The organism is Ensifer sp. ENS10 (assembly GCF_014852025.1).
Classification (GTDB): domain Bacteria; phylum Pseudomonadota; class Alphaproteobacteria; order Rhizobiales; family Rhizobiaceae; genus Ensifer.
This window is the reverse complement of the sequence record NZ_JACVAS010000007.1, coordinates 357,114-381,922: the sequence shown is the minus strand read 5'-3', so window position 1 is coordinate 381,922 and position 24,809 is coordinate 357,114. Positions and strand designations below refer to the sequence as shown.

Genomic DNA, 24,809 nt, shown 5'->3' with positions numbered 1-24,809 from the left:
ATTGCAACTAATATGCCGAAGGCGAGGCTCGCGTCCACCATGGATGGGGCCGTTGCGGGCGGTGTTTGGGATTGCGCTGGCCCCGCTGCGAGAGCTGGAGCCGGATGCTCAAGGGAGGAGGATAGAACCATGCTCGACAAGGCAGGAAAACGGGCCGAGGCACGGACTGACGCAGCCGAGGCGCTCAACTACATGCCGGGTTTCGGCAATGATTTCGAGACCGAAAGCCTGCCGGGAGCTCTACCGCAGGGCCAGAACAGTCCACAGAAATGCGCCTACGGGCTCTATGCCGAGCAGCTCTCCGGCTCGCCCTTTACCGCGCCGCGCGGCACCAACGAGCGCTCCTGGCTCTACCGCATCCGCCCGAGCGTCCGCCACACCGGGCGGTTTTCCAAGATCGACTATCCGCACTGGAAGACGGCGCCGCATGTGGCCGAGCATTCCCTGGCGCTCGGCCAGTTGCGCTGGAACCCGTTGCCGGCGCCCTCGGAAAAACTGAACTTCCTTGAGGGCATCCGCACCATGACGACGGCGGGCGATGCGCCGACGCAGACCGGAATGGCGGCCCACGCCTATGCCTTCAACGCCGACATGGTGGACGACTATTTCTTCAATGCCGACGGCGAACTCTTGATCGTTCCGGAAGCGGGCGCGATCCAGGTCTTCACGGAACTCGGCAAGATGGATGTGGAGCCCTCGGAAATCTGCATCGTGCCGCGCGGCACCATGTTCAAGGTGACGCGGCTTGGTGAAGAGAAGGTCTGGCGCGGCTATATCTGCGAGAACTATGGCGCCAAGTTCACATTGCCGGATCGCGGCCCGATCGGCGCCAACTGCCTCGCCAATCCGCGCGACTTCAAGACGCCGGTCGCCGCCTTCGAGGAAAAGGAGACGCCCTGCCGCGTGCATGTGAAGTGGTGCGGCGGCTTCCATGTGACCGAGATCGGCCATTCACCGCTCGACGTCGTCGCCTGGCACGGCAACTACGCGCCCTACAAATACGACCTCAAGACCTACTCGCCGGTGGGCGCCATCCTCTTCGATCATCCGGACCCGTCGATCTTCACGGTGCTGACGGCACCCTCGGGCGAAGAGGGTACGGCGAACATCGATTTTGTCATCTTCCCGCCGCGTTGGCTGGTGGCCGAGCACACCTTCCGGCCGCCCTGGTACCACCGCAACATCATGAGCGAGTTCATGGGGCTGATCTACGGCCGCTATGACGCCAAGGAAGAAGGTTTCGTGCCCGGCGGCATGAGCCTGCACAACATGATGCTGGCGCACGGGCCGGATGCATCGGGCTACGACAAGGCGACAAACAGTGAGTTGAAACCGGTGAAGCTCGACCATACGATGGCCTTCATGTTCGAGACCCGCTTCCCGCAGCAGCTGACCCGCTACGCCGCCGAACTGAAGACGTTGCAGGACAACTACATCGACTGCTGGACGGATCTCAAGAAGCGCTTCAACGGGACGCCGGAAGGCGATTGGTCTTGAGTTCACGCCTCGTTTTGCTTGGCAGCAAGGGTGGTCCGGCGATCCGGCCGGGCGGCCCGTGGCCGACCTCGTCATTGCTTCAAATCGGCGGCCGTTCGATCGTGGTCGATTGCGGCCTTGGCGTTACCCGCGGAGTAACGGATGCCGGCGTGCCGCTGAAGGCGCTGGACCTGATCGTCATCACCCACCTGCATTCGGATCATGTGCTTGAGCTTGGTCCGTTGATCCACACGGCCTGGACCGCGGGGCTCGCGCATCCAGTGCGCGTCTTCGGCCCCGCCGGGACACGCGCCTATTGGCAGGGCTTCCTTCAGGCGATGGCCTTCGACATCGATATTCGCATCGTCGATGAAGGCCGGCCGGACCTGTGCGCTCTTGTCGACGTCGTCGAGTTTTCCGAGGGCGCGGTCTTTTCGGAGAACGGCCTGACCGTGTCGGCGCTACGCGTCGATCATCCGCCAGTCACCGACTGTTTCGCGCTGCGGTTCGATCATGCGGAGGGCTCGGTCGTCTTTTCCGCTGATACGGCCTATTTTCCGCCGCTCGCTGATTTCGCCCGAGGGGCTGACATTCTCGTGCACGAAGCGATGCTCGCCGAAGGCGTCGACCGGCTGGTGGCGCGCACCGGCAACGGCGCGCGATTGAAGGAGCACCTGCTTGCGAGCCACACATTCGCCGAACAGGCGGCCGCGATCGCAACGTCCGCCGGCGTCGGTCGGCTGGTGCTGCACCACCTCATTCCGGCCGATGATCCCGAGATAACGCAAGGCCATTGGATTGCGGCGACCCGCAAAAGCTGGGCAGGCGCCTTGACGATCGCCGCCGACGGCCTTGTTGTGAGACTTGCGGACGATTCGCCCGCTTAAAACAACTCCGCGAAGGCCGCGCAGCGGCTTTCGGTCCGGAACAATGAGAAGATTGAGAGGGAGGACTGCATGAAACTGGCGACACTCAAGGACAGTACGCGCGACGGAAAGCTCGTGGTCGTCTCTCGCGATCTCACCCGCTGCTCCGAGGTCGGGCATATCGCCCGTACGCTGCAGGCAGCGCTCGACGACTGGGAACACGCAGGCCCGCGGCTTGCCCGCGTGGCCGAGGGGATCGAGACCGGCTCGCAGCCGACGATCCGGTTCCATGAACACGACGCCCTGTCGCCGTTGCCGCGCGCTTACCAATGGGCCGACGGCTCGGCCTACGTCAATCACGTCGAGCTCGTCCGCAAGGCCCGCAATGCCGAAATGCCGGCAAGCTTCTGGACCGACCCGCTGATGTATCAAGGCGGCTCCGACAGCTTCATCGCGCCGCGCGATCCGATCCCGCTTGCCGACGAAAGCTGGGGCGTCGACATGGAGGGCGAGGTCGCCGTCATCGTCGACGACGTGCCGATGGGCGCTACCAATGACGAGGCGCGCGCTGCGATCCGCCTGGTGATGCTGGTCAACGACGTATCGTTGCGTGGCCTCATCCCGGCCGAGCTTGCCAAGGGTTTCGGCTTCTTCCAGTCAAAGCCGTCTTCTGCCTTTTCGCCGGTCGCCGTTTCCCCGGATGAATTGGGTGAGGCCTGGGACGGCGGCAAGCTGCATCTGCCGCTCTGCGTCGACATCAACGGCAAGCCCTTCGGCCGAGCCAATGCCGGCATCGACATGACCTTCGATTTCGCCCAACTGGTCGCGCATGCGGCCAAGACCCGGCCGCTTTCTGCCGGCACGATTATCGGCTCGGGCACGGTCTCCAACAAGCTTGACGGCGGACCGGGCAAGCCGGTCGCAGAGGGCGGTGCCGGTTATTCCTGCATCGCGGAGCTGCGCATGATCGAAACCATCGTCGGTGGTGCGGCGAAGACGCATTTCCTGAGGGTCGGTGACGTCGTGCGCATCGAGATGAAGGACAAGACCGGCCATTCGATCTTCGGCGCTATCGAACAGACCGTCGAAGCCTACAACAAGGCCTAAACGGCTGAACGACAAGAACGGGCAAAGGCATGAGCGAGACCGTCCTTTACGAATACTGGCGTTCGTCGGCGAGCTATCGGGTGCGCATTGCGCTCAACAGCCTCGGCGAAAGCTATCGTTCGGTGCCGGTCGATCTGCTCGCCAAGGCGCACAAGGCGCCGGAGCATCTGGCGCGCAATCCGCAGGGGCTCGTGCCCGTTCTCGACATCGATGGCGAGCGCTTCACGCAATCGCTCGCCACCATCGAATATCTCGCCGAGACACGCAGCAATGCCGGTTTCCTGCCTGACGATGCCGTCGGGCGCCAGCGGGTGCGCATGCTCTCCTACGCGATCGCGATGGACATCCATCCCGTCTGCAATCTCGGCGTGATCTCCTATGTCATGGCCAATGCCGAGGACGGTGAGGCGGCGCGGCGCAACTGGATGCGCAAGTTCATCGGCGAGGGACTTGCCGCCTTCGAACAGCTGCTCGACCATCCCGCAACCGGCCGGTTCTGCCATGGCGACAGCCCGTCGATGGCGGATTTCTGCCTCGTGCCGCAGGTCTACAATGCCCGCCGCTGGGAGGTGGATCTCAGCGCTTGCCCACGGCTTGTCGCGATCGATCAGAATTGTTCGGAGATCGAGGCATTCGCCCGCGCTCACCCGGATCGCACGCCGCGCTGACCGGTGCGGTTGTCCGTTCCGTTCCTTCAGACATCATCTGACTGAAGCTGCCTTGTGCTGACCGGCCTCATCTGGCCGGTTCCGTCAAACGGATGTCGCGAATGGATCGACGGCCGGGCCAAGGCCGCGCTAGTTTTTGTGTGACTGGCCGTATAAGGGGGGCCGGAAAAACCTCTGGAGCGAGAGATCTACCGATGAAAAGCTATGTGCTGAACGTCAGCTGCAAGACCACCCGTGGCATCGTTGCCGCCATCACCGGCTATCTCGCCGAAAAGGGCTGTTACATTTCGGACAGTTCGCAGTTCGATGACCTCGAAACCGGCCTGTTCTTCATGCGCCTCACCTTCATCAGCCAGGAGGGCGCCACGCTCGACGAGCTGAAAGCGGGCTTCGAGCCGGTGGTCAAGCGCTTCGACATGAATGCGGAGATCCGCGACAGCGAAGAGCGCATGAAGGTGCTGCTGATGGTGTCGCGTTTCGGCCATTGCCTCAACGACCTGCTCTACCGCTGGAAGATCGGCGCGCTGCCGATCGATATCGTCGGGGTCGTCTCCAACCACTTCGACTATCAAAAGGTGGTGGTCAACCACGACATTCCCTTCCACTACATCAAGGTGACGAAGGAGAACAAGCCGAAGGCGGAAGCCCAGCTCCTAGAGCTCGTCGAACAGACCGGCGCCGACCTGATCGTGCTCGCCCGCTATATGCAGGTCCTGTCCGATGCGCTCTGCAAGAAGATGTCGGGCCGCATCATCAACATCCACCACTCCTTCCTGCCGTCGTTCAAGGGCGCCAACCCGTACAAGCAGGCCTATGAGCGCGGCGTGAAGCTGATTGGTGCTACGGCGCATTATGTCACCGCCGATCTCGACGAGGGCCCGATCATCGAGCAGGATATCGCCCGCATCACCCATGCCCAGAGCGCGGAAGACTATGTCTCGATCGGCCGCGACGTCGAGAGCCAGGTGTTGGCCCGTGCGGTACACGCCCATATCCACAACCGCTGCTTCATCAACGGCAACCGCGTCGTCGTCTTCCCGCCGAGCCCGGGTTCCTACGCTTCCGAGCGCATGGGCTGAGGTATGGGAAATCCGGCCCTCTCGCCGCCAAGCGGGTGAGAGGCTCGGGGGACAAATCGTCCGCTGAAAATGAGAAGCGCCACCCGTTTCGACCGGTGGCGCTCATTTGTTAGTGCAACAGTTCCAGTCCGACCGCCGTCGCCTCGCCGCCGCCGATGCAGAGCGAGGCAATGCCGCGCTTGACGCCCTTCGCGCGCATGGCGTGCAAGAGCGTCACGATGATGCGGGCGCCCGAGGCGCCGATCGGGTGGCCGAGCGCGCAGGCGCCCCCGTTAATGTTGACGATATCGTCGGAAAGCCCGAGATCGCGGATCGCGGCCATCGCCACCACGGCGAAGGCCTCGTTGATTTCGTAGAGGCCGACGCTGCCTTTCTCCCAGCCGAGCTTGGCCATCAGCTTGTCGATCGCGCCGATCGGCGCGGTGGTAAACCAGGCCGGTTCCTGCGCATGGCCGGCATGGCCAGCGACGATGGCAAGGGGCGTCAGTCCGCGCTTTTCCGCCTCGCTTGCACGCATCAAAATCAGCGCCGCTGCACCGTCGGAGATCGACGACGAATTGGCCGCCGTCACGCTGCCGCCGTCACGGAAGGCGGCTTTCAGCTTCGGGATCTTTGCAGGATCCGATTTGGTCGGCTGCTCGTCGCGATCAAGGTTGGCGGTCTGGCGTTTGCCGGCGCCGCTGACCGCCACTATTTCCTCGGCAAAGGAACCATCCTCAGCCGCCCGGTTGGCGCGCTCCAGCGAGCGAAGCGCAAACGCGTCCTGATCGGTGCGCGAGAACTGGTAGTGTTCGGCCGTATCCTCGGCATAGGTGCCCATCAGCCGGCCGGAGTAGGCGTCTTCGAGGCCGTCGAGGAACATATGGTCCTTGATCTCACCATGTCCCAGGCGGAAACCGCCGCGCGCCTTTGGCAACAAGTAGGGAGCGTTGGTCATCGACTCCATGCCGCCGACGGCCAGCACCGACGCGCTGCCCGAAAAGAGCGCGTCGTGGCCGAGCATCAGCGCTTTCATGCCGGAGCCGCAGACTTTGGAGATGGTCGTCGCCGGCGTTTCCTTGCCGAGGCCTGCGCCAAGAGCGGCCTGGCGCGCCGGGTTCTGGCCAATGCCGGCCGGTAGCACATTGCCCATCAGCACCTCGTCGACAGCTTCAAGGCCGGCGCGACCAAGTGCTGCCTTCAGCGCGATGGCGCCGATTTCCGGCGCGGTCAAATCCTTGAGGCTGCCCTGAAAGGCGCCCATTGGGGTGCGGGCCGCCGAAACGATGACGATAGGGTCAATTCTGCTCATGTCTTTCTCCCATACGGCAATGGTTGGCGCTAGTGGGTGCCACCGTCAGATATGCAGCGCGTGCCCGAGCGCCTTCAACGCGGACTCCTGAAAGGCCTCCGATTGTGTCGGGTGGGCATGGATCGTGCCGGCGATGTCTTCGAGCCGCGCGCCCATCTCAATCGCCAGGCTGAAGCTTGCCGAGAGTTCCGAGACGCCGTGGCCGACGGCCTGGATGCCGAGCACCAGGTGGTTGTCGGCGCGGGCAACGATGCGGACGAAACCGTCTTCGGCAAGCGTCGTCATCGCCCGGCCGTTCGCCTGGAAGGGGAACTGGCCGATCTTGATCTCGATGCCGCTCGCGCGCGCCTCGTCGGGTGAGAGCCCTGATGTGACGATCTCGGGATCGGTGAAGCAGACCGCCGGGATGCAGCGCTTGTCCCAGCTTCGTTTATGCCCGGCGACGATCTCCGCCACCATCTCGCCTTGCGCCATGGCGCGATGCGCCAGCATCGGCTCGCCGGTGACGTCGCCGATCGCGTAGATGCCGCGCATGGAGGTGCGGCACTGGTCGTCGATGCGGATGAAGCGGCCGGTGCGGTCGAGGTCGATCTCCTCCAGGCCGAAGCCTTCGGTCACCGGCTTGCGGCCGACGGTGACGAGCACCTTTTCGGCGGCGACATCGATGGCGCGACCGTTGTGCTCGGCATGCAGGCTGCCGGTCTCGGCGGAGTAGCTCTTGGCAACCGTCTGGGTGAAGACTTCGATGCCGAGCTCGCCTAGGCGCTTGCCGATCGGCTTCGTCAGATCCGCGTCGTACTGCGGCAGGATGCGCGTCAGCGCCTCGACGATGGTGACATGGCTGCCGAGCTTGGCGAAGGCGGTGCCGAGTTCCAGACCGATATAGCCGCCGCCGATGACGGCGAGGCTCTTCGGCACGCTCTTCAGCGACAAGGCTTCCGTCGAGGAAATGATCGGCCCGCCGAAGGGCAGGTCCGGCAGTTCGACCGGCGCCGAGCCGGTGGCAATGACGATCGCTTCGGCGCGGATGCGCTGCAGCCCGATTTCGGTCTCGACATCGACGGTCTTGCCATCGACGAAGCGGGCGGCGCCGATCACGGCCTTGACGCCGGCCTTTTTCAGAAGCCCGGTGACGCCGCCGTTCAGCCGGCCGACGATGCCGTCCTTCCAGGCGACGGTATGGGCGAGGTCGATCGACGGATTGGCCAGAGAGAGGCCGAGCGGGTTGCGGCCGGAGGCGGCCGCGCGCAGCTTGTGAAACTCTTCGGCCGCGTGGATCAGGGCCTTCGAGGGAATGCAGCCGACATTGAGGCAGGTGCCGCCGGCCTTGGCCTTTTCGACGATGACCGTGTCGATGCCGAGCTGGCCGGCGCGGATGGCTGCGATGTAGCCGCCGGGGCCGGCGCCGATCACGAGCAGCTTGCAGGATATTTCCTTCATGATCGCCTCAGGCCTCCACGAAAATTAGCGCCGGGGTTTCGAGCAGGGTTTTCAGCCGCTGCACGAAGACGGCCGCATCCCAGCCGTCGATGACGCGGTGGTCGAAGCTCGAGGACAGGTTCATGATCTTGCGCGGCACGAACTGCGTGCCGTCCCAGACCGGCCTGATCGCAAGCTTGTTGACGCCGACGATCGCCACTTCCGGATGGTTGATGACCGGGGTGGTGACGATGCCGCCGAGCGCGCCGAGCGACGAGATGGTGATCGTCGATCCGGTCAACTCGTCGCGGGTGGCCGTGCCGGTGCGGGCCGCTTCCGCCAGACGGTTGAGTTCGGTGGCGCAATCCCAGATGCCGCGTGCTTCGGCATGGCGCACGACCGGGACGGTGAGGCCGGCGGGTGTCTGGGTGGCGATGCCGATATGCACGGCGTGATGGCGGTGGATGATGCCGGGACCGTCGTCGAAGATCGCGTTGACGGCGGGCTGATCGGCAATGGTGCGGACCAGCGCGCGCATCAGATAGGGCAGGATCGTCAGCTTCGGTTGATCCGGCTTGCGGTCGCGGTTCATCGTCGTCCGCAGGTCCTCGAGCGCTGTCATATCCACTTCTTCCACATAGGTGATGTGGGGAATGCGCGAGGTCGAAAGCGACATCTTCTCGGCGATGCGGCGGCGAAGGCCGGTCACCTTGATCTCGTCGACCGCGGTCTTGCGCTGCAGGCCGGCGGGCGCCGGCGCCGGCTGGGCGCCGCGGGCGATGAACTGGTCGAGATCATCATGAGTGATGCGGCCGGCCGGACCGGTGCCGGCCACCTGGCGCAGGTCGACGCCGCTTTCCTTGGCGCGCAGGCGCACGGCCGGCGAGGCCAGTGCTTTTTCCAGCCGCTCGCCGGTCGCGTGGCCATTCGCGATCGGTGCCTTCGCCTCGACTTTGACGGGTTGCGTAGGCTTGGCGACTGGGGCGGGTGCCTCGACCTTTACGGCGGGCTGTTCTTCCGCCTTTGCTGCCAGCTTGTTGTCAACAGCCGGTGCGGCTGTTTCCCCCTCACCGGCGATTTCGATGCGCACCAGCGGCGCCTTCACCGCGACGGTGTCACCCACTTCGGCACCGAGCCAGAGCACGGTGCCGGTGACGGGCGAGGGGATTTCGACGGTCGCCTTGTCGGTCATGACGGCGGCGAGCACCATGTCCTCGCGAACGGGATCGCCAGGCTTCACGTGCCATTCCACGAGTTCGGCCTCAGCCACGCCTTCGCCGACATCGGGCATCTTGATTACGAATTCGCCCATCTCAGGCCTCCATCACTTCGACGAGCGCGCGTCCGACGCGCGCGGGGCCGGGGAAATAGTCCCATTCCTGGGCGTGCGGGTAGGGCGTGTCCCAGCCCGCAACGCGCACGACGGGCGCTTCGAGATGGTAGAAGCAATGCTCCTGAACGAGCGAGGCCACTTCGCCGCCGAAGCCTGACGTGAGCGTGGCCTCATGCACGACGACGCAGCGACCAGTCTTTTCCACCGACTTCACGATCGTATCGAGATCGAGTGGCAGCAGGCTGCGCAGGTCGATCACCTCGGCGTCGATACCGGTTTCCTCGGCCGCTGCAAGCGCCACGTGCACCATGGTGCCATAGGCGACGACGGTGACGGCGGAGCCCTGACGGCGGATCTCCGCCTTGCCGATCGGGATGGTGTAGTGGCCTTCGGGTACCTCGCCGAGGTCATGCTTCGACCACGGGATGACCGGCCGGTCGTGATGGCCGTCGAAGGGACCGTTGTAGAGCCGCTTCGGCTCCAGGAACATCACCGGATCGGGATCTTCGATCGAAGCGATCAGCAGGCCCTTGGCGTCATAGGGATTGGAGGGCACCACGACCTTGAGGCCGCAGACATGGGTGAACAGCGCTTCCGGGCTCTGGCTGTGGGTCTGGCCGCCGAAGATGCCGCCGCCGGTCGGCATGCGTAGCACGATCGGGCAGGTGAAATCGCCGTTGGAGCGGTAGCGGATGCGGGCCGCTTCCTGGGTGATCTGGTCGTAGGCCGGGTACATGTAGTCGGCGAACTGGATCTCGACGCAGGGCTTCAGCCCATAGGCCGCCATGCCGATCGCCGTGCCGACGATGCCGCTTTCGCTGATCGGTGCATCGAAACAGCGGGTCTTGCCGTATTTCGCCTGTAGCCCTTGCGTGCAGCGGAAGACGCCGCCGAAATAGCCGACGTCCTCGCCGAAGACGACGACGTTGTCGTCGCGCTCCATGGAGACGTCCATGGCGCTACGCACGGCTTCGATCATTGTCATTCTGGCCATGTCAGTATCCTGCCTTCTGCCGCTGGCGGCGAATGTGCGGCGGCATCTCGGCATAGACACCCTCGAAGATGTCGCGCACCGACGGCTTGCCGCCGGCATGCAAGGTGCCGTGGCCTTCGGCCTGTTTCTGTGCCTGGATTACCGCATCGACGATTTCGGCTTCCGCCTGGGTGTGGCGCTCTTCGGACCAGGCGCCGCGCAGGATCAGGTGCTTTTTCAGCCGGAGGACGGGATCGCCGAGCGGCCAGGCCTCCGATTCCGTCTTCGGTCGGTAGGCGCTCGGGTCGTCGGAGGTCGAATGCGCGCCGACGCGATAGGTGACGTATTCGATCAGCGTCGGGCCGAGATTGCGCCTTGCGCGCTCGGCCGCCCATTTGGCGACTGCGTAGACGGCGAGATAGTCGTTGCCGTCGACGCGCAGCGCCGGAATGCCGAAGCCGAGGCCGCGGGCGGCAAAGGTGCCGGAGCCGCCGCGCGCGATGCCCTGGAAGGTGGAGATCGCCCACTGATTGTTGACGATGTTGAGGATGACAGGCGCCTTGTAGGTGGAGGCAAAGACCAGCGCCGAGTGGAAGTCCGATTCCGCCGTCGAGCCGTCACCGATCCAGGCCGCGGCGATCTTGGTGTCGCGCTTGATCGCCGACGCCATCGCCCAGCCGACAGCCTGCACATATTGGGTTGCGAGGTTGCCGGAGATGGTGAAGAAGCCATGCTCCTTGGAGGAATACATGATCGGCAGCTGCCGGCCGCGCAAGGGATCGCTCTCGTTCGAGAAGATCTGGTTCATCATCTCGACCATGGGATAGCCGTCGGCGATCAGAAGACCGGCCTGGCGATAGGTCGGGAAGTTCATGTCACCCTTCACCAACGCCTTGCGGAAGGCGCAGCTAACGGCCTCTTCGCCCAGGTGCTGCATGTAGAACGAGGTCTTGCCCTGACGCTGCGCCATCACCATGCGCGCGTCGAAGGCGCGCAGCGTCATCATGTGCTTGAGACCAGCCAGAAGCTCGTCGTCGGACAGCAGACCGGCCCAGGGGCCGACCGCTTCGCCGTCACGGTTCAAGACGCGAATGATCGAATAGGCGAGATCGCGCATCTCTTCCGGCGCGACGTCCACCTCCGGGCGCGGAACGGAGCCGGCCTTCGGGATCTTGACGTTGGAGAAATCCGGCTGGCCACCGGGCCGAACGGCGGGTTCGGGGACATGCAGGCTAAGTCGATCGAGATCGCTCATGCAGTTTCCGGCCTCCTCCGGAGTGCGCAGCGCACCAAATCAAAGATCGGTTCCAATTGAACCGCTCTTCATCTCTGTTTTCACGCATTTCCGGACGCAAAACCGCTACGCAGTTTTGCTGGAAATGCTCTAAATCGGGAAAACGATCGGACTGACATATGCGAAGACGTACGTTCCGACCTCACACGGCTCCTCTGCCTGAGGTCTGCGTACACTCCTCCTAAGCCCCGCTCTCCCGACGGGAATACTCACAGACTGCCACGAGTTCCGGGGCTTATGAAGGTCTTTCCGTGTTGCGGGGCAGGGGCAGACGAAGAAAGATAGAATCCTGCCGGGAGTGCGCTCACGCGTTGTGTTGCGCATGGCCTTGCCGGTCGCTGCTTGTAATTTTCTTTCGCGGGCGTTTCGCCGTACGGCGATCAAACCGGCGGGGCGATCGTAATCGGCGTCCCGTCGAGGAAGCGCGAGAGCCGGAATGGGGTGGGGTCGACGACCGGTATATCTCCGGTCACGAGATCCGCAACGAGGTGCCCGGCGCCCGGTCCGATGCCGAAACCGTGGCCCGAAAATCCGGTCGCGATGATCAGTCCCGGAACGCCTTCTGCCGCTGAAATCACCGGAACGGCATCCGGCGTCACGTCGATGAGGCCGGCCCAGATCTGCTGCACCTTGGTCTCACGCAGAAACGGGAAGGCTTTTGCGGCGGCGTCGAGAGCATGAAGTGCGCGGCGGGAATCCGGGTTGGGATCGAGCACGCGGTGGCGCTCGAAGGCGCCCGGGCGATCGAGCGGGACGGCGCCGATTTCGAACAGCTCGTTCCAGCTCTGGGCGCTGAGGCCGACCTGCACGGCCTCGCCTTCCGCCTTTCGCGCCGGCTGGAAATCGCGGAAGAACGCGAAGCTGTCGGGCACGATCGCGTGCAGATTGGCCGCGCCATCGGCAATCGTGTAGCCGCCGTCGAACCGCTTGCGGTAGGCGTAAGTTGCGGTTGCGCCGGCGCCTTCCGGTCCCCCGGAAGCCGGGCCGGTTCTCAAGACCGTGTTGCGCACTTTCAGTTGCGGCAGGCGGATGCCAAGGCTCTTGAGCAACAGTCGCGACCAGGCACCGCCGGCGACGACGACCGTCGAAGTTTCGATGCGACCCTTCTCGGTCACAACCGCGGAGATCCGCCCGGCCGTCCTCTCGACGCCGCGCACGGCGCAGCCGGTGACGATGCGTGCCCCGGCGCGGCGAGCGCCGGCGACGATCGCGGGCACGGCCTTTTGCGGTTCTGCCCGGCCGTCGCTTGGGGTGAAGAGCGCACCTTCATAGCGAAGGGCGGCGCCCGGCATTGCCGCCGCGGTCGCATCAGCGCCAAGCTGCCGACTGTCGACGCCATAGGGTTGGGCCATTGCGAGCCAGGCATCGCGGTTGGCGACATCACGTTCATTCTCGGAGATGTAGAGAATGCCGCTGCGGCGAAAGCCGGTCTCGCCGCCAATGCGGGCGTCGAGCGTGTCCCAGATCCTCAGCGCCTCGATCGCCAGTGGGATCTCGCGCTCGTCGCGGCCCATGACCCGCACCCAGCCCCAGTTGCGGCTCGACTGCTCCGCTCCGGGCATGCCTTTCTCGCAAAGCACGACATCGATGCCGCGTTCGGCGAGGAAGAGGGCTGTGCTGACGCCGATGATACCACCACCGACGATGACGACGTCGGCCTTGGCGGGCAGGGCGGTATCGGTGGCGATGGGATCAAGCGCGGGACCGGGCATGGGGAGGTACTTTCGGGCAGGACGTGTCACGGTCATCGGTGCATGCCGCCGCCGCGAGATCAAGACCTGCTATCTGGCCATTGCTCGAAAGCTAGGGTTTGCCGGCTCACTTTGTTTGGGAAAGCTGGTCCGCCTCGCCATCGGGCGGACTTCCGGTTTGCCCGGGGAGCTTCTATGCTCGCCCGCATGAGTGAGAGCCGCCCCGATCTTCGCCCCGTCCTGCGCATCGATTTTCCGCCCGCCGCCCGGCTCGGCCGCGGCAAGATCATGCTGTTGGAGTTGATCCGCGAGACCGGGTCGATCTCTGCGGCCGGCCGGGCGATGGACATGTCCTATCGGCGCGCCTGGCTGCTGGTCGATGCTTTGAACCGGATGTTCTCCGAGCCTTCGGTCGAGTCGCAGCGCGGCGGCAAACAGGGTGGCGGGGCGCAGGTGACACCTTTCGGCGACACGTTGATCCGGCGCTACCGCGAGATGGAGGAAAAAACGCAAGCCGCGATCGCCGAGGATCTTGCCTGGCTCGAATCCGTTCGCGGCAGCGATCCGCCAGCAGGCGCTGGCGAGGTCGTTCCGGGCAAAGCTCAGTGATCGATCGCCACCGATTTTATGATGGCGTAGACCGTCTTGCCAGGAACAAGCGCAAGCGCGTCGCGTGAAAACCGAGTGATGCGGGCGGCAATCGTCGCATCGCCGCAAGTCACCCTGACATCGACGCTGCCGTCTTCCTCCGTCGCGATCGCAAGGATGCGCCCTTCCAGCACGTTGAGCGCGCTGATCTCCACAGGTCTTGATGTCGCCAACATGACGTCGCGCGCGGCGACGTGCACGCGAAGCCTGCTGCCGGGTGCCGCGCTGACACCCGCAATGCGCAGCCGTTCCCGTCCGACCCGGACCGTCGTCAGTTCGTGGGACGGATCGGTTCCCTCGACCTCGCCTTCCAGCAGGACGCCGGCCTCGCGCCTGCCGGTGGCGAGCGTGGCGGCCGGCGCGCTCAAGACCTCGGCGGCCGCGCCCGATGCGGTGACCCGGCCGTTTTCGAGGACGACGACGCGGCGCGCCAGCCGGGCGACTTCGCCGACGGAATGGCTGACATAGACGATCGGGATGCCGGCATCGTCACGCAGCCGTTCGAGATAGGGCAGAATCTCGGCCTTGCGGGCCTCGTCGAGTGCGGCGAGCGGCTCATCCATCAGGAGCAGGCGCGGTGCGGCGAGCAACGCACGGCCGATCGCGACGCGCTGCCGTTCGCCACCGGACAGGGCTGAAGGGTTGCGTTCCAGCAGATGGCCGATCCCGAGCATCTCGACAATGCGCGCAAAGTCGCCACCGGAGCCGCTCTTGCCGGCGAACCAGCGGCCATAGGCGAGATTGCGGCGCACGCTCAAATGCGGAAAGAGGCGTGCTTCCTGGAAGACATAGCCGAAGCGGCGGCGATGCACCGGGGTAAAAATCCGGCGCTCGCTGTCGGCGATGACGTCGCCATCGAGCACAACGCGACCGCTTTGCGGCTTCAACAACCCGGCGATGATATTGATCAGCGAGGTCTTGCCGGAGCCGGAGCGACCGAACAGCGCGGTAACGCCGCCGTCCGAGGTGAAGGCGGCATCGAGCGAGAAACTGCCGAACTGGTGGCGGGCTTCGATGGTGAGGCTCATTGGGCCGCCACCCGACGGGCGGCGAATGTCGCCAGCAGTTCGGAGAAGATGAGCGCGGCCATGGAAATGACGACCGAAATGATCGTCAGTCGCATGGCACCGGCGTCGCCACCCGGCACCTGGGTGAAGGTGTAGATCGCAGACGACAGCGTCTGTGTCTCGCCGGGAATGTTGGAGACGAAGGTGATCGTCGCGCCGAACTCGCCCATCGCCTTGGCAAAGGCGATGATCATGCCGGCGATGATGCCGGGGATGATCAGCGGCAGGGTGACGGTGGCAAAGACCCAGGGCGGGCTGGCGCCGAGCGTGGTCGCTGCGTCCTCGAGCTTGCGGTCGATTGCTTCGATCGACAGGCGGATGCTGCGCACCATCAGCGGAAAGGCCATGACCGCGCTGGCGAGCGCCGCGCCCGTCCAGCGGAAGGAGAAGACCAAACCGAAGTAGTCGGCAAAGAAGGCGCCGAGCGGTCCGCGGCGCCCGAAGAGCAGGAGCAGCAGGAAGCCGGTAACGACCGGCGGCAGGATCAGCGGCAGGTGAACGAGACCATTCAGCAGCGTCTTGCCCCAGAAGCGGCCGCGCGCGAGCAGCATGGCGATGGCGAGCGCGAAGGGCAGGCTGCAGATCATCGCGACGGTTGCGACGCGCAGGCTCAAGAGGATCGCCGTCCATTCCGCATCGCTCACTGCAAGCCAGTCCAACAGATGTCGCTCCCCGATACGAGGCTGGTGAGATGTGGCTGTCCGCCTGCATCCGCCCCTGCCTCTGACGAATGATTGCGTCGCCCGCGTTTGGGCGCGGGCGACGCGTGACGATAGATGCTTCGCCTGCCTCTGGACAGCCGAGATCCACCGTCTTTTCAGGCCGATTACTTAAGGACGGTGAAGCCCTGCTTTTCGAAGAGGGCGGCTGCCTTCGCCGACTTGACGAAGTCGACATAGGCGGCGGCATCCGGGCTCTTGCTCTCGGCGGTAATCGCAATCGGATAGATGATCGGCGGATGGCTGTCTTCCGGGAAGGTACCGACGACCTTCACGCCCGGGTCGGCGGCCGCGTCGGTCTGGTAGACGATGCCATAGGGTGCTTCGCCGCGCGAGACGAGGAGGAGTGCCGCGCGCACGCTTTCGGCGCCGGCGACCTTGGGCTCTACGGCCTTCCAGGCGCCGAGCTTTTCGAGCGCCGCCTTGCCGTATTTGCCGGCCGGAACGGAATCGACGGCACCCATGGCGAGGCGACCGTCGCCGAGCATGGCTGCCAGGTCGAAGCCCTGCTTGATATCGACGGCTGCTGCGTCGGCCTTGCCGGAAACGAGTACGATGCGGTTGCCGAGCAGGTTGGAGCGGGTGTCGTCCTTGATCAACTTCTTGTCCGTGAGATAGTCCATCCAGGCAAGATCGGCGGAGATGAAGACATCGGCTGGTGCGGCCTGTTCGATCTGCTTGGCGAGTGCCGAGCTTGCCGCGTAGGAAACGGTCGTTTCCTTGCCGCTTTCCTTCCGCCACTCGGCATTGATCGCATCGAGCGCGTTCTTGAGGCTAGCGGCCGCAAAGACCGTTACCTTCTCTTCGGCCTGCGCCGATGCCGGCATGACGGTGGTACCGGCCCAGGCGAGGCAGAGTGTCAACACCAGGCCCTTCAGCCAGTCTCTTCTCTTGATCATCGATTTCCTCCAACGAAGCGTGATATCTCTTAGGATACAACGATATCGCTTCCTGATTAGCGTTGTATCCATTGAAATACAATGCTCTTGTAGACGGCTAGCGCGGCGTCCGGCGCGCCCATCCGCTCCAGGCAAAAGCCGTGCAACATCCGCGATGGGGCTTGCGATGGCGGTCGGGCGGCCTAAATTGCTGGCCTCAAAGGCAATTGATGGACCGGAGGTGCGATGGAAACGGCGGTGAAGCTCGAAGAGAGCTGGAAGGCAGCGCTGGCGCCGGAATTTTCCAGCGCCTATATGGCCGAGCTCAAGCAGTTCCTGCTCGCCCAAAGGAACGAAGGCAGACAGATTTTTCCGCGGGGACCTGAATACTTCCGCGCGCTCGACCTGACGCCGCTCGACAAAGTGCGCGTCGTCATCCTCGGCCAGGACCCCTATCACGGCGACGGCCAGGCGCACGGGCTCTGCTTCAGCGTGCGCCCCGGTATCCGAACACCGCCCTCGCTCGTCAACATCTATAAGGAACTGAATACAGATCTCGGCATTCCGCCGGCGCGACACGGCTTCCTCGAAAGCTGGGCGAAGCAAGGTGTGCTGCTCTTAAACAGCGTGCTGACGGTGGAGCGCGGCAATGCGGCGTCACACCAGGGGCGCGGTTGGGAGAAGTTCACGGACGCAATCATCCGCGCGGTCAACGAGGCGGATCATCCCGTCGTCTTCATGCTCTGGGGTTCCTACGCGCAGAAGAAGGCGGCCTTCGTCGACCGGTCGCGCCATCTGGTGCTGCGCGCGCCGCATCCTTCGCCCTTGTCGGCCCATTCCGGTTTTCTCGGCTGCCGGCATTTCTCCCAGGCCAATGCCTTCCTGGAATCCAAGGGTTTTGATCCGATCGACTGGCGGCTTCCCGAAGATCCGGCTGTCGCCGAAATGAACTGAGGTCGGCGTTGACGTTTCCGCTGTCGCGGTGAGGTCTTGCGCCGGAGACGGCGATCCGCCAAACACGCCGAGAGAAGGCAGGCGGAGGCGAGGACATGCGCAAAATTCTGATCATCGGCATCGGTTCGGGCAATCCGGAGCATATGACGGTACAGGCGATCAATGCGCTGAACCGCGCCGACGTGCTGTTCATCCCGACCAAGGGGGCGAAGAAGACCGAGCTGGCCGAAGTGCGCCGCGACATCTGCGCCCGCTACGTGACGCGCGGCGACAGCCGCACGGTCGAATTCGCTGTGCCGGTGCGCCGCACCGAGGGCGTCAGCTACGACGGCAGCGTCGACGACTGGCACGCCCAGATTGCCGCGATCTACGAGGGGTTGCTGGCGAAGGAATTGGGCGAGGATGGAACCGGCGCGTTTCTCGTCTGGGGCGATCCGATGCTCTATGACAGCACCATCCGCATCGTCGAGCGGGTCAAGGCGCGCGGGCAGGTTGCCTTCGACTATGACGTCGTTCCGGGGATCACCAGCCTGCAGGCGCTCTGCGCCAGCCACCGCATTCCGCTGAACCTCGTCGGCAAGCCGGTGGAGATCACCACCGGGCGCCGGTTGCACGAGAGCTTTCCGGAAAAGAGCCAGACTTCCGTCGTGATGCTCGACGGCGAGCAGGCGTTTCAGCGGATCGACGATCCGGATGCCGAGATCTACTGGGGCGCCTATCTCGGTACGCCGGATGAGATCGTCATTTCCGGCCGCGTTGCCGAGGTGAAGGACCGGATCCTCGAAACCCGAGCGGCGGCGCGCGAGAGGATGGGCTGGATCATGGACATCTACCTGCTTCGCAAAGGTGTCGACTTCGAGGAGTGAGGACGCCGGACAGACCGCGCCGTGATTGATCTCACTCAAGGTTTGCGGCTGTGTTATAGCGTCTTAAGGGGCTTCTTCAGGGAGGAGAACCTCGAGCGATGACGGATTTGATGAGCACCTGTGCCCTTCCATCGACTGCAGAACCCGGTGCCAGCGCCTCGATGCGGCGCGGCGCCTGTCCGTCGCTCGCCGCACCGATGCAGACCGGCGACGGGCTGCTCGTGCGGCTCAGGCCCGATGACGGCAGCCTGACCATTCCCAAGGTCATCGCGCTTGCGGCCGCCGCCGAGACCTTCGGCAACGGCATCATCGAGATCACCGCGCGCGGAAACCTGCAGTTGCGCGGCCTGAGCGAGGCGACGGTGCCGGCGCTGGCGCAGGCGATCGGGGATGCCGAGATCATGATCGCCGAGGGCCTTGCGATTGAGGTGCCGCCATTGGCCGGTATCGATCCGACAGAGATCGCCGATCCCCGATCGATCGCGGCAGGGCTTCGGGAAGCCCTGCAGGCGCGCCGGCCGATGCTGAGGCTTGCGCCCAAATTGTCGGTCGTCATCGACGGTGGCGGACGCTTTGGTCTTGGTGCTGTGGTTGCCGATATTCGCCTTCAGGCGCTTTCGACGCCCGACGGCTCTGGATGGCTGCTGTCGCTGGGCGGGACGGCAGCGAAGGGATCGATCATCGGGACGTTTGCCGGCAACGCGGTCGTGCCGGCCTTGATCACCATTCTCGAAAAACTGGCGAGCCTCGGCACGACGGCGCGCGGGCGCGATCTGGACCCGGCAGAAATCCGCGCCCTTTGTCGGTGCGAGGCATTGTCCGAATGTCCGGCAGTTCTGAGTTCGGCCTCGATTCCCGGCAGTCATGACCTCGGTGACGCCGGGGTCGTTCTTGGTCTCGGCCTTGCCTTTGCCCAGGTGGAAGCCTCCGCGCTGGCGGCCTTCCTCCATCAGGTCCAGGAGCTTGGCGCCACTGCGATCCGGCTTGCGCCGGGGCACGCCTTCTTCGTGCTTGGCCTCAGCCACGAGACCGCGGCTGTCGCCCAGAGCCTGGCAGCGGCGCATGGTTTTCGCATCGTCGAAGACGACCCGCGCAACGCGATCGCCACCTGCGCCGGCAGCAAGGGCTGTGCCTCCGCCTGGATGGAGACCAAGGGCATGGCACAAAGCCTTGTCGAGATGGCGCCCGAGCTGCTCGACGGCTCGCTTACCGTCCATCTGTCCGGCTGCGCCAAGGGCTGTGCCCGACCGAGGCGGTCGGAGCTGACGCTGGCCGGTGCGCCATCAGGATACGGGCTTGTCGTAAATGGGGCTGCGAACGGCTTGCCAAGCGCCTACACCGATGAGAATGGAGTGAAATCCGCGCTCGCCCGGCTCGGCCGGCTGGTGCGGCAAAACAAAGACGCTGGCGAATCGGCGCAGTCCTGTCTTACACGGCTCGGAGCTGCGCGCGTCTCGGCAGCGTTCGAACAGGAATAGACATGCCTGAGTATGATTACATCCGCGATGGCAACGCCATCTACGAGCGTTCCTTCGCCATCATCCGCGCCGAGGCCGACCTTTCCGGTTTCTCTGAGGAGGAAGCGGATCTGGCGGTGCGCATGGTGCATGCCTGCGGCTCGGTCGAAGCGACCAAGCAGTTCGTCTTCTCTCCCGATTTCGTGACCTCGGCCCGCGCGGCGCTCAAGGCCGGCGCACCGATCCTCTGCGATGCCGAGATGGTCGCTCACGGTGTTACCCGCGCACGGCTGCCGGCCGGCAACGAGGTGATCTGCACGCTGCGCGATCCGCGCACGCCTGAGATTGCCGCCGAGATCGGTAACACCCGCTCTGCCGCGGCGCTCAAACTCTGGAGCGAGCGTCTGGCCGGTTCGGTCGTGGCGATCGGCAACGCGCCGACGGCCCTGTTTTTCCTGCTCGAAATGCTGCGGGACGGAGCGCCGAAGCCGGCGGCAATCCTCGGCATGCCCGTCGGTTTCGTCGGCGCGGCGGAATCGAAGGATGCGCTCGCCGAGAATTCCTACGGCGTTCCCTTCGCCATCGTGCGCGGTCGCCTCGGCGGCAGCGCCATGACCGCTGCGGCGCTGAATTCGCTCGCGAGGCCGGGCCTGTGAGCGGCGCCGGCGTGGGGCGCCTGATCGGCGTTGGAACCGGCCCCGGCGATCCGGAGCTCTTGACGGTCAAGGCGGTGAAGGCACTGGGCGAGGCCGATGTGCTTGCCTATTTCGCCAAGGCCGGGCGCAGCGGCAACGGCCGCGCCGTGGTCGAAGGTCTGCTGAAGCCCGATCTCCTGGAGCTGCCGCTCTACTATCCGGTGACGACCGAAATCGACAAGGACGACGGCGCCTACAAGAGCCAGATCACCGATTTCTACAATGCATCCGCCGAAGCCGTGGCGACGCATCTTCTTGCCGGGCGCACGGTCGCGGTCCTCAGCGAAGGCGATCCGCTGTTCTATGGCTCCTACATGCATCTGCATGTACGGTTGGCCAACCGTTTCCCGGTCGAGGTAATCCCCGGCATTACCGCGATGTCCGGCTGCTGGTCGCTTGCCGGCCTGCCGTTGGTGCAGGGCGATGATGTTCTCTCCGTGCTTCCGGGCACCATGGCCGAGGCCGAGCTTGGCCGGCGACTTGGGGACACGGAAGCCGCCGTCATCATGAAGGTCGGCCGCAACCTGCCGAAGATCCGCCGGGCGCTTGCCGCCTCGGGTCGTCTCGACCAGGCCGTCTATGTCGAGCGCGGCACGATGAAGAACGCGGCGATGACGGCGCTGGCCGACAAGGCCGATGACGAGGCGCCCTATTTCTCGCTGGTGCTCGTGCCCGGCTGGAAGGACAGGCCATGACCGGTACGCTCTATGTGGTCGGCACCGGCCCGGGCAGCCCGAAGCAGATGACGCCGGAGACGGCGGAAGCTGTTGCGGCGGCGGAAGAGTTTTACGGCTATTTTCCCTATCTCGATCGGCTGAACCTGCGTCCCGACCAGCTGCGCGTCGCCTCCGACAATCGCGAGGAGCTCGACCGGGCACAGGTGGCGCTGACGCGGGCTGCTGCCGGCGTGAAGGTCTGCATGGTCTCCGGCGGCGATCCCGGTGTCTTTGCGATGGCGGCTGCAGTCTGCGAGGCGATCGACAAGGGGCCGGCGGAATGGAAATCGGTCGAACTGGTGATTACGCCCGGCGTGACCGCGATGCTCGCCGTCGCCGCCCGTATCGGCGCGCCGCTCGGTCATGATTTCTGCGCGATGTCTCTCTCCGACAACCTGAAGCCCTGGGAAGTCATCACCCGGCGCTTGCGGCTGGCGGCCGAAGCAGGCCTCGTCATTGCGCTCTACAATCCGATCAGCAAGGCACGCCCGTGGCAACTCGGCGAAGCCTTCGAGATCCTGCGCGGTGTGCTGCCGGCAACGGTGCCGGTCATCTTCGGCCGCGCGGCCGGACGGCCGGACGAGCGGATCGCGGTGATGCCGCTTAGCGAAGCCGATGCCAATCGCGCCGACATGGCGACCTGCGTCATCATCGGCTCTCCGGAAACCCGCATCGTCGAGCGGGATGGGCAGCCCGATCTCGTCTACACGCCGCGCTTCTATGCGGGGGCGAGCCAGTGAGCGATGCGGTCGAGTGCCTCGCCGCAACTGCTAACGGCGGGCACGTCCGTCGGTTTGCGCCGCTCGACCATGATCACCTCGATGCCGAGCCGGCGCGCCGCGGCGATCTTGCCATAGGTGGCGCTGCCGCCGCTGTTCTTGGCGACGATCACGTCGATCTTCCGGCTCTCGAGCAGCACAGCCTCGTCGGCTTCCTTGAAGGGGCCGGTCGCCAGGATTGCCTCCTGGTCGGGCAGGTTAAGCGGTGGAGTGACCGGATCGACGCTGCGGATAACGTAGCTGTGCTGCGGGGCTGCCTCGAAGTGGAAAGCCTCCTGCCTGCCGATGGCGAGGAAGACGCGCCGGCGGCGATCGCCAAGCGCGCTCACCGCTTCGACAACGCTGTCGACGGTGGTCCAGCGATCGCCGGGCAGGGGCAGCCATTCCGGTCGGCGCAGGGCAAGCAGCGGAATTCCGGTTCGTTGCGCCGCTTCCGCGGCGTTGTGCGATATGCGCGCGGCAAAGGGATGCGTGGCGTCGACCAGCAGGGCGATGTTTTCGTCGCGCAGGAAGTGCGCCAGCCCATCAGCGCCGCCGAAACCGCCGATGCGGGTCTTGACCGGCTGCGGCCGCGGGTCGGCGGTACGACCGGCAAGCGAGATTGCGGTGTCGTAGCGGGCGTCTTCGGCCAACCGGCGCGCCAGTTCGCGCGCCTCGGTGGTGCCGCCCAATATCAGAACGCGAGGTTTTTCCATGGCTGACGTGTCGAACAGCGAACCCGCCATCGTCTCCCCCTGGCTGACCGTCATCGGTATCGGTGAAGATGGTGTAGCGGGTCTCGGCGACGAGGCCAAGCGGTTGATCGCCGAGGCACCCGTCGTCTATGGCGGTCATCGCCACCTGGAGCTCGCCGCTCCCCTTATCACAGGCGAGGCTCATCATTGGCAGAGCCCGCTCGAGCGCTCGGTGGTGGAAATCGTCGGTCGCCGTGGCAGCCCCGTGGTGGTGCTTGCCTCGGGCGACCCATTCTTCTTCGGCGTCGGGGTGACGCTGGCGCGCCGTATTGCGTCTGCCGAAATCCGCACGCTCCCCGCACCGTCGTCGATCAGCCTTGCCGCCTCGCGGCTGGGCTGGGCCTTGCAGGATGCGACGCTCGTCTCGGTGCACGGACGCCCGCTCGATCTGGTGCGGCCGCATTTGCATCCGGGGGCTCGCGTGCTGACGCTGACGTCGGATGGAGCAGGTCCGCGGGACCTTGCCGAGCTGCTGGTTTCAAGCGGATTCGGTCAGTCGCGGCTGACGGTTCTGGAGGCGCTTGGTGGCGCCGGCGAACGGGTCACGACGCAAATCGCTTCGCGTTTCATGCTCGGCCTCGTGCACCCCTTGAATGTCTGCGCCATAGAGGTGACGGCCGACGAGGGCGCACGCATCCTGCCGCTTGCGGCCGGCCGCGACGACGCGCTGTTCGAGCATGACGGGCAGATCACCAAGCGCGAGGTCAGGGCTTTGACGCTGTCAGCACTGGCGCCGCGCAAGGGCGAACTGCTCTGGGATATCGGCGGCGGCTCCGGCTCGATCGGTATCGAATGGATGCTCGCCGACCCGACCATGCGCGCGATCTCTATCGAAGTGTCGCCGGAGCGTGCGGCCCGCATCGGCCGCAATGCGACGATGTTCGGTGTGCCCGGGCTGACGGTGGTCGAAGGTGATGCGCCGGCCGCCCTTGCCGGCCTGCCGCAGCCCGATGCGATCTTCATCGGCGGCGGCGGCAGCGAAGCCGGCGTGATGGAGGCGGCGATCGCGGCGCTCGGGCCTGGTGGACGTCTGGTCGCCAACGCGGTGACAACGGACATGGAAGCGGTGCTGCTCGATCACCACGCGCGGTTCGGCGGCTCGCTGATCCGCATCGATATCGCCAGGGCCGGCCCGGTCGGCGCAATGACCGGCTGGCGGCCGGCCATGCCGGTGACCCAGTGGTCCTGGATGAAGAGCTAGAGCAGTACCAGCAAAACTGCGAAGCGGTTTTGCGTCCGGGATTGCGTAAGAACAAGAGAGCGGTTCCAGCAAAAGTGTGAAGCGGATTGGCGTCCGGAACCGCGTGAAACAAAGAGAGAGCTAGATATGACGGTACATTTCATCGGCGCCGGTCCGGGTGCTGCGGACCTGATCACGGTGCGCGGTCGCGACCTGATCGGGCGTTGCCCGGTCTGCCTCTATGCCGGCTCGATCGTTTCGCCGGAGCTGCTGCAGTATTGCCCGCCGGGTGCGCGTATCGTCGATACCGCGCCGATGTCGCTGGACGAAATCGAGGCGGAATATGTGAAGGCAGCTGCCGAAGGCCTCGACGTGGCGCGGCTCCATTCTGGCGACCTCTCGGTTTGGAGTGCGGTGGCCGAGCAGATCCGGAGACTGGAGAAGCACGGCATCGCCTACACGATGACGCCGGGCGTGCCGTCTTTTGCGGCGGCGGCCGCAGCGCTCGGGCGCGAATTGACCATTCCGGCGGTGGCTCAAAGCTTGGTGCTGACCCGCGTCTCCGGCCGTGCCTCGCCGATGCCGAACAGCGAAACGCTTTCCGCCTTCGGCGCCACCGGCGCGACGCTGGCGATCCATCTCGCCATCCACGCGCTCCAGCAGGTGGTCGAGGAACTGACGCCGCTTTATGGCGCCGATTGCCCTGTTGCTATCGTCGTTAAAGCCTCCTGGCCGGACGAGCGGGTGGTGCGTGGAACGCTCGGGGACATCGCCGCCAAGGTCGCGGAAGAGCCGATCGAGCGCACGGCGCTGATCTTCGTCGGCCCGGGGCTCGAAGCCTCCGATTTCCGCGAGAGTTCGCTCTACGATCCCGCCTATCAGCGACGGTTCAGGGGCCGCGGCGAATAGGCCAGCGCAT

Annotated in this window: 24 protein-coding genes; 14 read left to right on the top strand and 10 right to left on the bottom strand. The window is 65.0% G+C overall.

Translation table 11 applies throughout. The annotated features are described in order from the left end of the window. Positions 1-129 precede the first annotated feature (129 nt). The 5 genes from hmgA (at position 130) to purU (ending at position 5,196) form a co-directional block, all read left to right on the top strand. Positions 130-1,497 carry a homogentisate 1,2-dioxygenase gene (gene hmgA, locus IB265_RS24235; RefSeq protein WP_057254508.1) on the top strand — a complete coding sequence of 456 codons (1,368 nt, stop codon included), beginning with the start codon at positions 130-132 and terminating at the stop codon, positions 1,495-1,497. Beyond that, complete coding sequence (locus tag IB265_RS24230; protein ID WP_057254509.1) at positions 1,494-2,363, top strand: MBL fold metallo-hydrolase; 870 nt, start codon at positions 1,494-1,496, stop codon at positions 2,361-2,363. Before hmgA ends, IB265_RS24230 begins: the two co-directional genes overlap by 4 nt. 69 nt (positions 2,364-2,432) lie before the next feature. Then, positions 2,433-3,449, top strand: coding sequence for a fumarylacetoacetate hydrolase family protein (locus IB265_RS24225; RefSeq protein WP_057254510.1), 1,017 nt, complete (start codon positions 2,433-2,435; stop codon positions 3,447-3,449). Between the two features lie 29 nt (positions 3,450-3,478). After that, complete coding sequence (gene maiA / locus IB265_RS24220) at positions 3,479-4,117, top strand: maleylacetoacetate isomerase (RefSeq protein WP_192495209.1); 639 nt, start codon at positions 3,479-3,481, stop codon at positions 4,115-4,117. A gap of 194 nt (positions 4,118-4,311) precedes the next feature. Then, a complete protein-coding gene (gene purU / locus IB265_RS24215; protein ID WP_057254512.1) occupies positions 4,312-5,196 on the top strand; it encodes a formyltetrahydrofolate deformylase in 885 nt (294 codons plus the stop codon). A gap of 109 nt (positions 5,197-5,305) precedes the next feature. Here purU and IB265_RS24210 read toward each other — a convergent pair whose 3' ends face one another. The 6 genes from IB265_RS24210 to IB265_RS24185 all read right to left on the bottom strand — a co-directional run bounded on the left by IB265_RS24210 (position 5,306) and on the right by IB265_RS24185 (position 13,218). Then, positions 5,306-6,487: an acetyl-CoA C-acyltransferase gene (locus IB265_RS24210; RefSeq protein ID WP_057254513.1), complete on the bottom strand. Its 1,182-nt coding sequence runs from the start codon at positions 6,485-6,487 to the stop codon at positions 5,306-5,308. A 45-nt stretch (positions 6,488-6,532) separates the two neighbouring features. Then, on the bottom strand, positions 6,533-7,927 hold the full coding sequence (lpdA, locus tag IB265_RS24205; protein ID WP_057254514.1) for a dihydrolipoyl dehydrogenase: 1,395 nt from the start codon (positions 7,925-7,927) through the stop codon (positions 6,533-6,535). 7 nt (positions 7,928-7,934) lie between these two features. Then, a complete protein-coding gene (locus IB265_RS24200) occupies positions 7,935-9,218 on the bottom strand; it encodes a dihydrolipoamide acetyltransferase family protein (protein ID WP_057254515.1) in 1,284 nt (427 codons plus the stop codon). A gap of 1 nt (position 9,219) precedes the next feature. Continuing rightward, complete coding sequence (locus IB265_RS24195) at positions 9,220-10,233, bottom strand: alpha-ketoacid dehydrogenase subunit beta (RefSeq protein WP_057254516.1); 1,014 nt, start codon at positions 10,231-10,233, stop codon at positions 9,220-9,222. A gap of 1 nt (position 10,234) precedes the next feature. Next, the gene (locus IB265_RS24190) at positions 10,235-11,467 is read right to left on the bottom strand and encodes a 3-methyl-2-oxobutanoate dehydrogenase (2-methylpropanoyl-transferring) subunit alpha (RefSeq protein ID WP_057254517.1); all 1,233 of its coding nucleotides are present in this window, start codon (positions 11,465-11,467) and stop codon (positions 10,235-10,237) included. A 419-nt stretch (positions 11,468-11,886) separates the two neighbouring features. Next, positions 11,887-13,218 (bottom strand): FAD-binding oxidoreductase, encoded by a 1,332-nt coding sequence (locus tag IB265_RS24185; protein ID WP_057254518.1) that lies wholly within the window; start codon positions 13,216-13,218, stop codon positions 11,887-11,889. Between the two features lie 186 nt (positions 13,219-13,404). Between IB265_RS24185 and IB265_RS24180 the strand changes: the two genes are divergently transcribed. After that, a complete protein-coding gene (locus tag IB265_RS24180) occupies positions 13,405-13,806 on the top strand; it encodes a winged helix-turn-helix domain-containing protein (RefSeq protein WP_192495211.1) in 402 nt (133 codons plus the stop codon). Here the strand turns inward: IB265_RS24180 and modC are convergent. The 3 genes from modC to modA all read right to left on the bottom strand — a co-directional run bounded on the left by modC (position 13,800) and on the right by modA (position 16,530). Beyond that, the gene (gene modC, locus IB265_RS24175) at positions 13,800-14,873 is read right to left on the bottom strand and encodes a molybdenum ABC transporter ATP-binding protein (protein WP_192495208.1); all 1,074 of its coding nucleotides are present in this window, start codon (positions 14,871-14,873) and stop codon (positions 13,800-13,802) included. The two genes, IB265_RS24180 and modC, sit on opposite strands and share 7 nt — an antisense overlap. After that, the gene (modB, locus tag IB265_RS24170) at positions 14,870-15,571 is read right to left on the bottom strand and encodes a molybdate ABC transporter permease subunit (RefSeq protein ID WP_057254520.1); all 702 of its coding nucleotides are present in this window, start codon (positions 15,569-15,571) and stop codon (positions 14,870-14,872) included. The genes modC and modB overlap by 4 nt, the downstream gene beginning before the upstream one ends. A gap of 167 nt (positions 15,572-15,738) precedes the next feature. Next, positions 15,739-16,530, bottom strand: coding sequence for a molybdate ABC transporter substrate-binding protein (gene modA / locus IB265_RS24165; protein ID WP_058326885.1), 792 nt, complete (start codon positions 16,528-16,530; stop codon positions 15,739-15,741). 225 nt (positions 16,531-16,755) lie between these two features. Here modA and ung point away from each other — a divergent pair, with 225 nt between their 5' ends. The 6 genes from ung (at position 16,756) to IB265_RS24135 (ending at position 21,937) form a co-directional block, all read left to right on the top strand. Then, positions 16,756-17,463 (top strand): uracil-DNA glycosylase, encoded by a 708-nt coding sequence (gene ung, locus IB265_RS24160; protein ID WP_057254522.1) that lies wholly within the window; start codon positions 16,756-16,758, stop codon positions 17,461-17,463. 95 nt (positions 17,464-17,558) lie between these two features. Further along, positions 17,559-18,329: a precorrin-6A synthase (deacetylating) gene (gene cobF / locus IB265_RS24155; protein WP_057254523.1), complete on the top strand. Its 771-nt coding sequence runs from the start codon at positions 17,559-17,561 to the stop codon at positions 18,327-18,329. Positions 18,330-18,439: 110 nt separating this feature from the next. Next, the gene (gene cobG / locus IB265_RS24150; protein WP_057254814.1) at positions 18,440-19,807 is read left to right on the top strand and encodes a precorrin-3B synthase; all 1,368 of its coding nucleotides are present in this window, start codon (positions 18,440-18,442) and stop codon (positions 19,805-19,807) included. A 2-nt stretch (positions 19,808-19,809) separates the two neighbouring features. Beyond that, a complete protein-coding gene (locus tag IB265_RS24145; RefSeq protein ID WP_057254524.1) occupies positions 19,810-20,442 on the top strand; it encodes a precorrin-8X methylmutase in 633 nt (210 codons plus the stop codon). Next, on the top strand, positions 20,439-21,176 hold the full coding sequence (locus IB265_RS24140) for a precorrin-2 C(20)-methyltransferase (protein ID WP_057254525.1): 738 nt from the start codon (positions 20,439-20,441) through the stop codon (positions 21,174-21,176). The genes IB265_RS24145 and IB265_RS24140 overlap by 4 nt, the downstream gene beginning before the upstream one ends. Continuing rightward, complete coding sequence (locus IB265_RS24135; protein ID WP_057254526.1) at positions 21,173-21,937, top strand: precorrin-3B C(17)-methyltransferase; 765 nt, start codon at positions 21,173-21,175, stop codon at positions 21,935-21,937. Before IB265_RS24140 ends, IB265_RS24135 begins: the two co-directional genes overlap by 4 nt. Here IB265_RS24135 and IB265_RS24130 read toward each other — a convergent pair. Continuing rightward, complete coding sequence (locus IB265_RS24130; RefSeq protein ID WP_057254815.1) at positions 21,916-22,701, bottom strand: cobalt-precorrin-6A reductase; 786 nt, start codon at positions 22,699-22,701, stop codon at positions 21,916-21,918. The two genes, IB265_RS24135 and IB265_RS24130, sit on opposite strands and share 22 nt — an antisense overlap. Between IB265_RS24130 and IB265_RS24125 the strand changes: the two genes are divergently transcribed. Both IB265_RS24125 and cobM read left to right on the top strand, forming a co-directional pair. Beyond that, positions 22,670-23,911, top strand: a complete 1,242-nt coding sequence (locus IB265_RS24125; RefSeq protein ID WP_057254527.1) for a bifunctional cobalt-precorrin-7 (C(5))-methyltransferase/cobalt-precorrin-6B (C(15))-methyltransferase — start codon at positions 22,670-22,672, stop codon at positions 23,909-23,911. The genes IB265_RS24130 and IB265_RS24125 overlap by 32 nt on opposite strands. 126 nt (positions 23,912-24,037) lie before the next feature. Continuing rightward, the gene (cobM, locus tag IB265_RS24120) at positions 24,038-24,799 is read left to right on the top strand and encodes a precorrin-4 C(11)-methyltransferase (RefSeq protein ID WP_057254528.1); all 762 of its coding nucleotides are present in this window, start codon (positions 24,038-24,040) and stop codon (positions 24,797-24,799) included. Positions 24,800-24,809 lie beyond the last annotated feature (10 nt).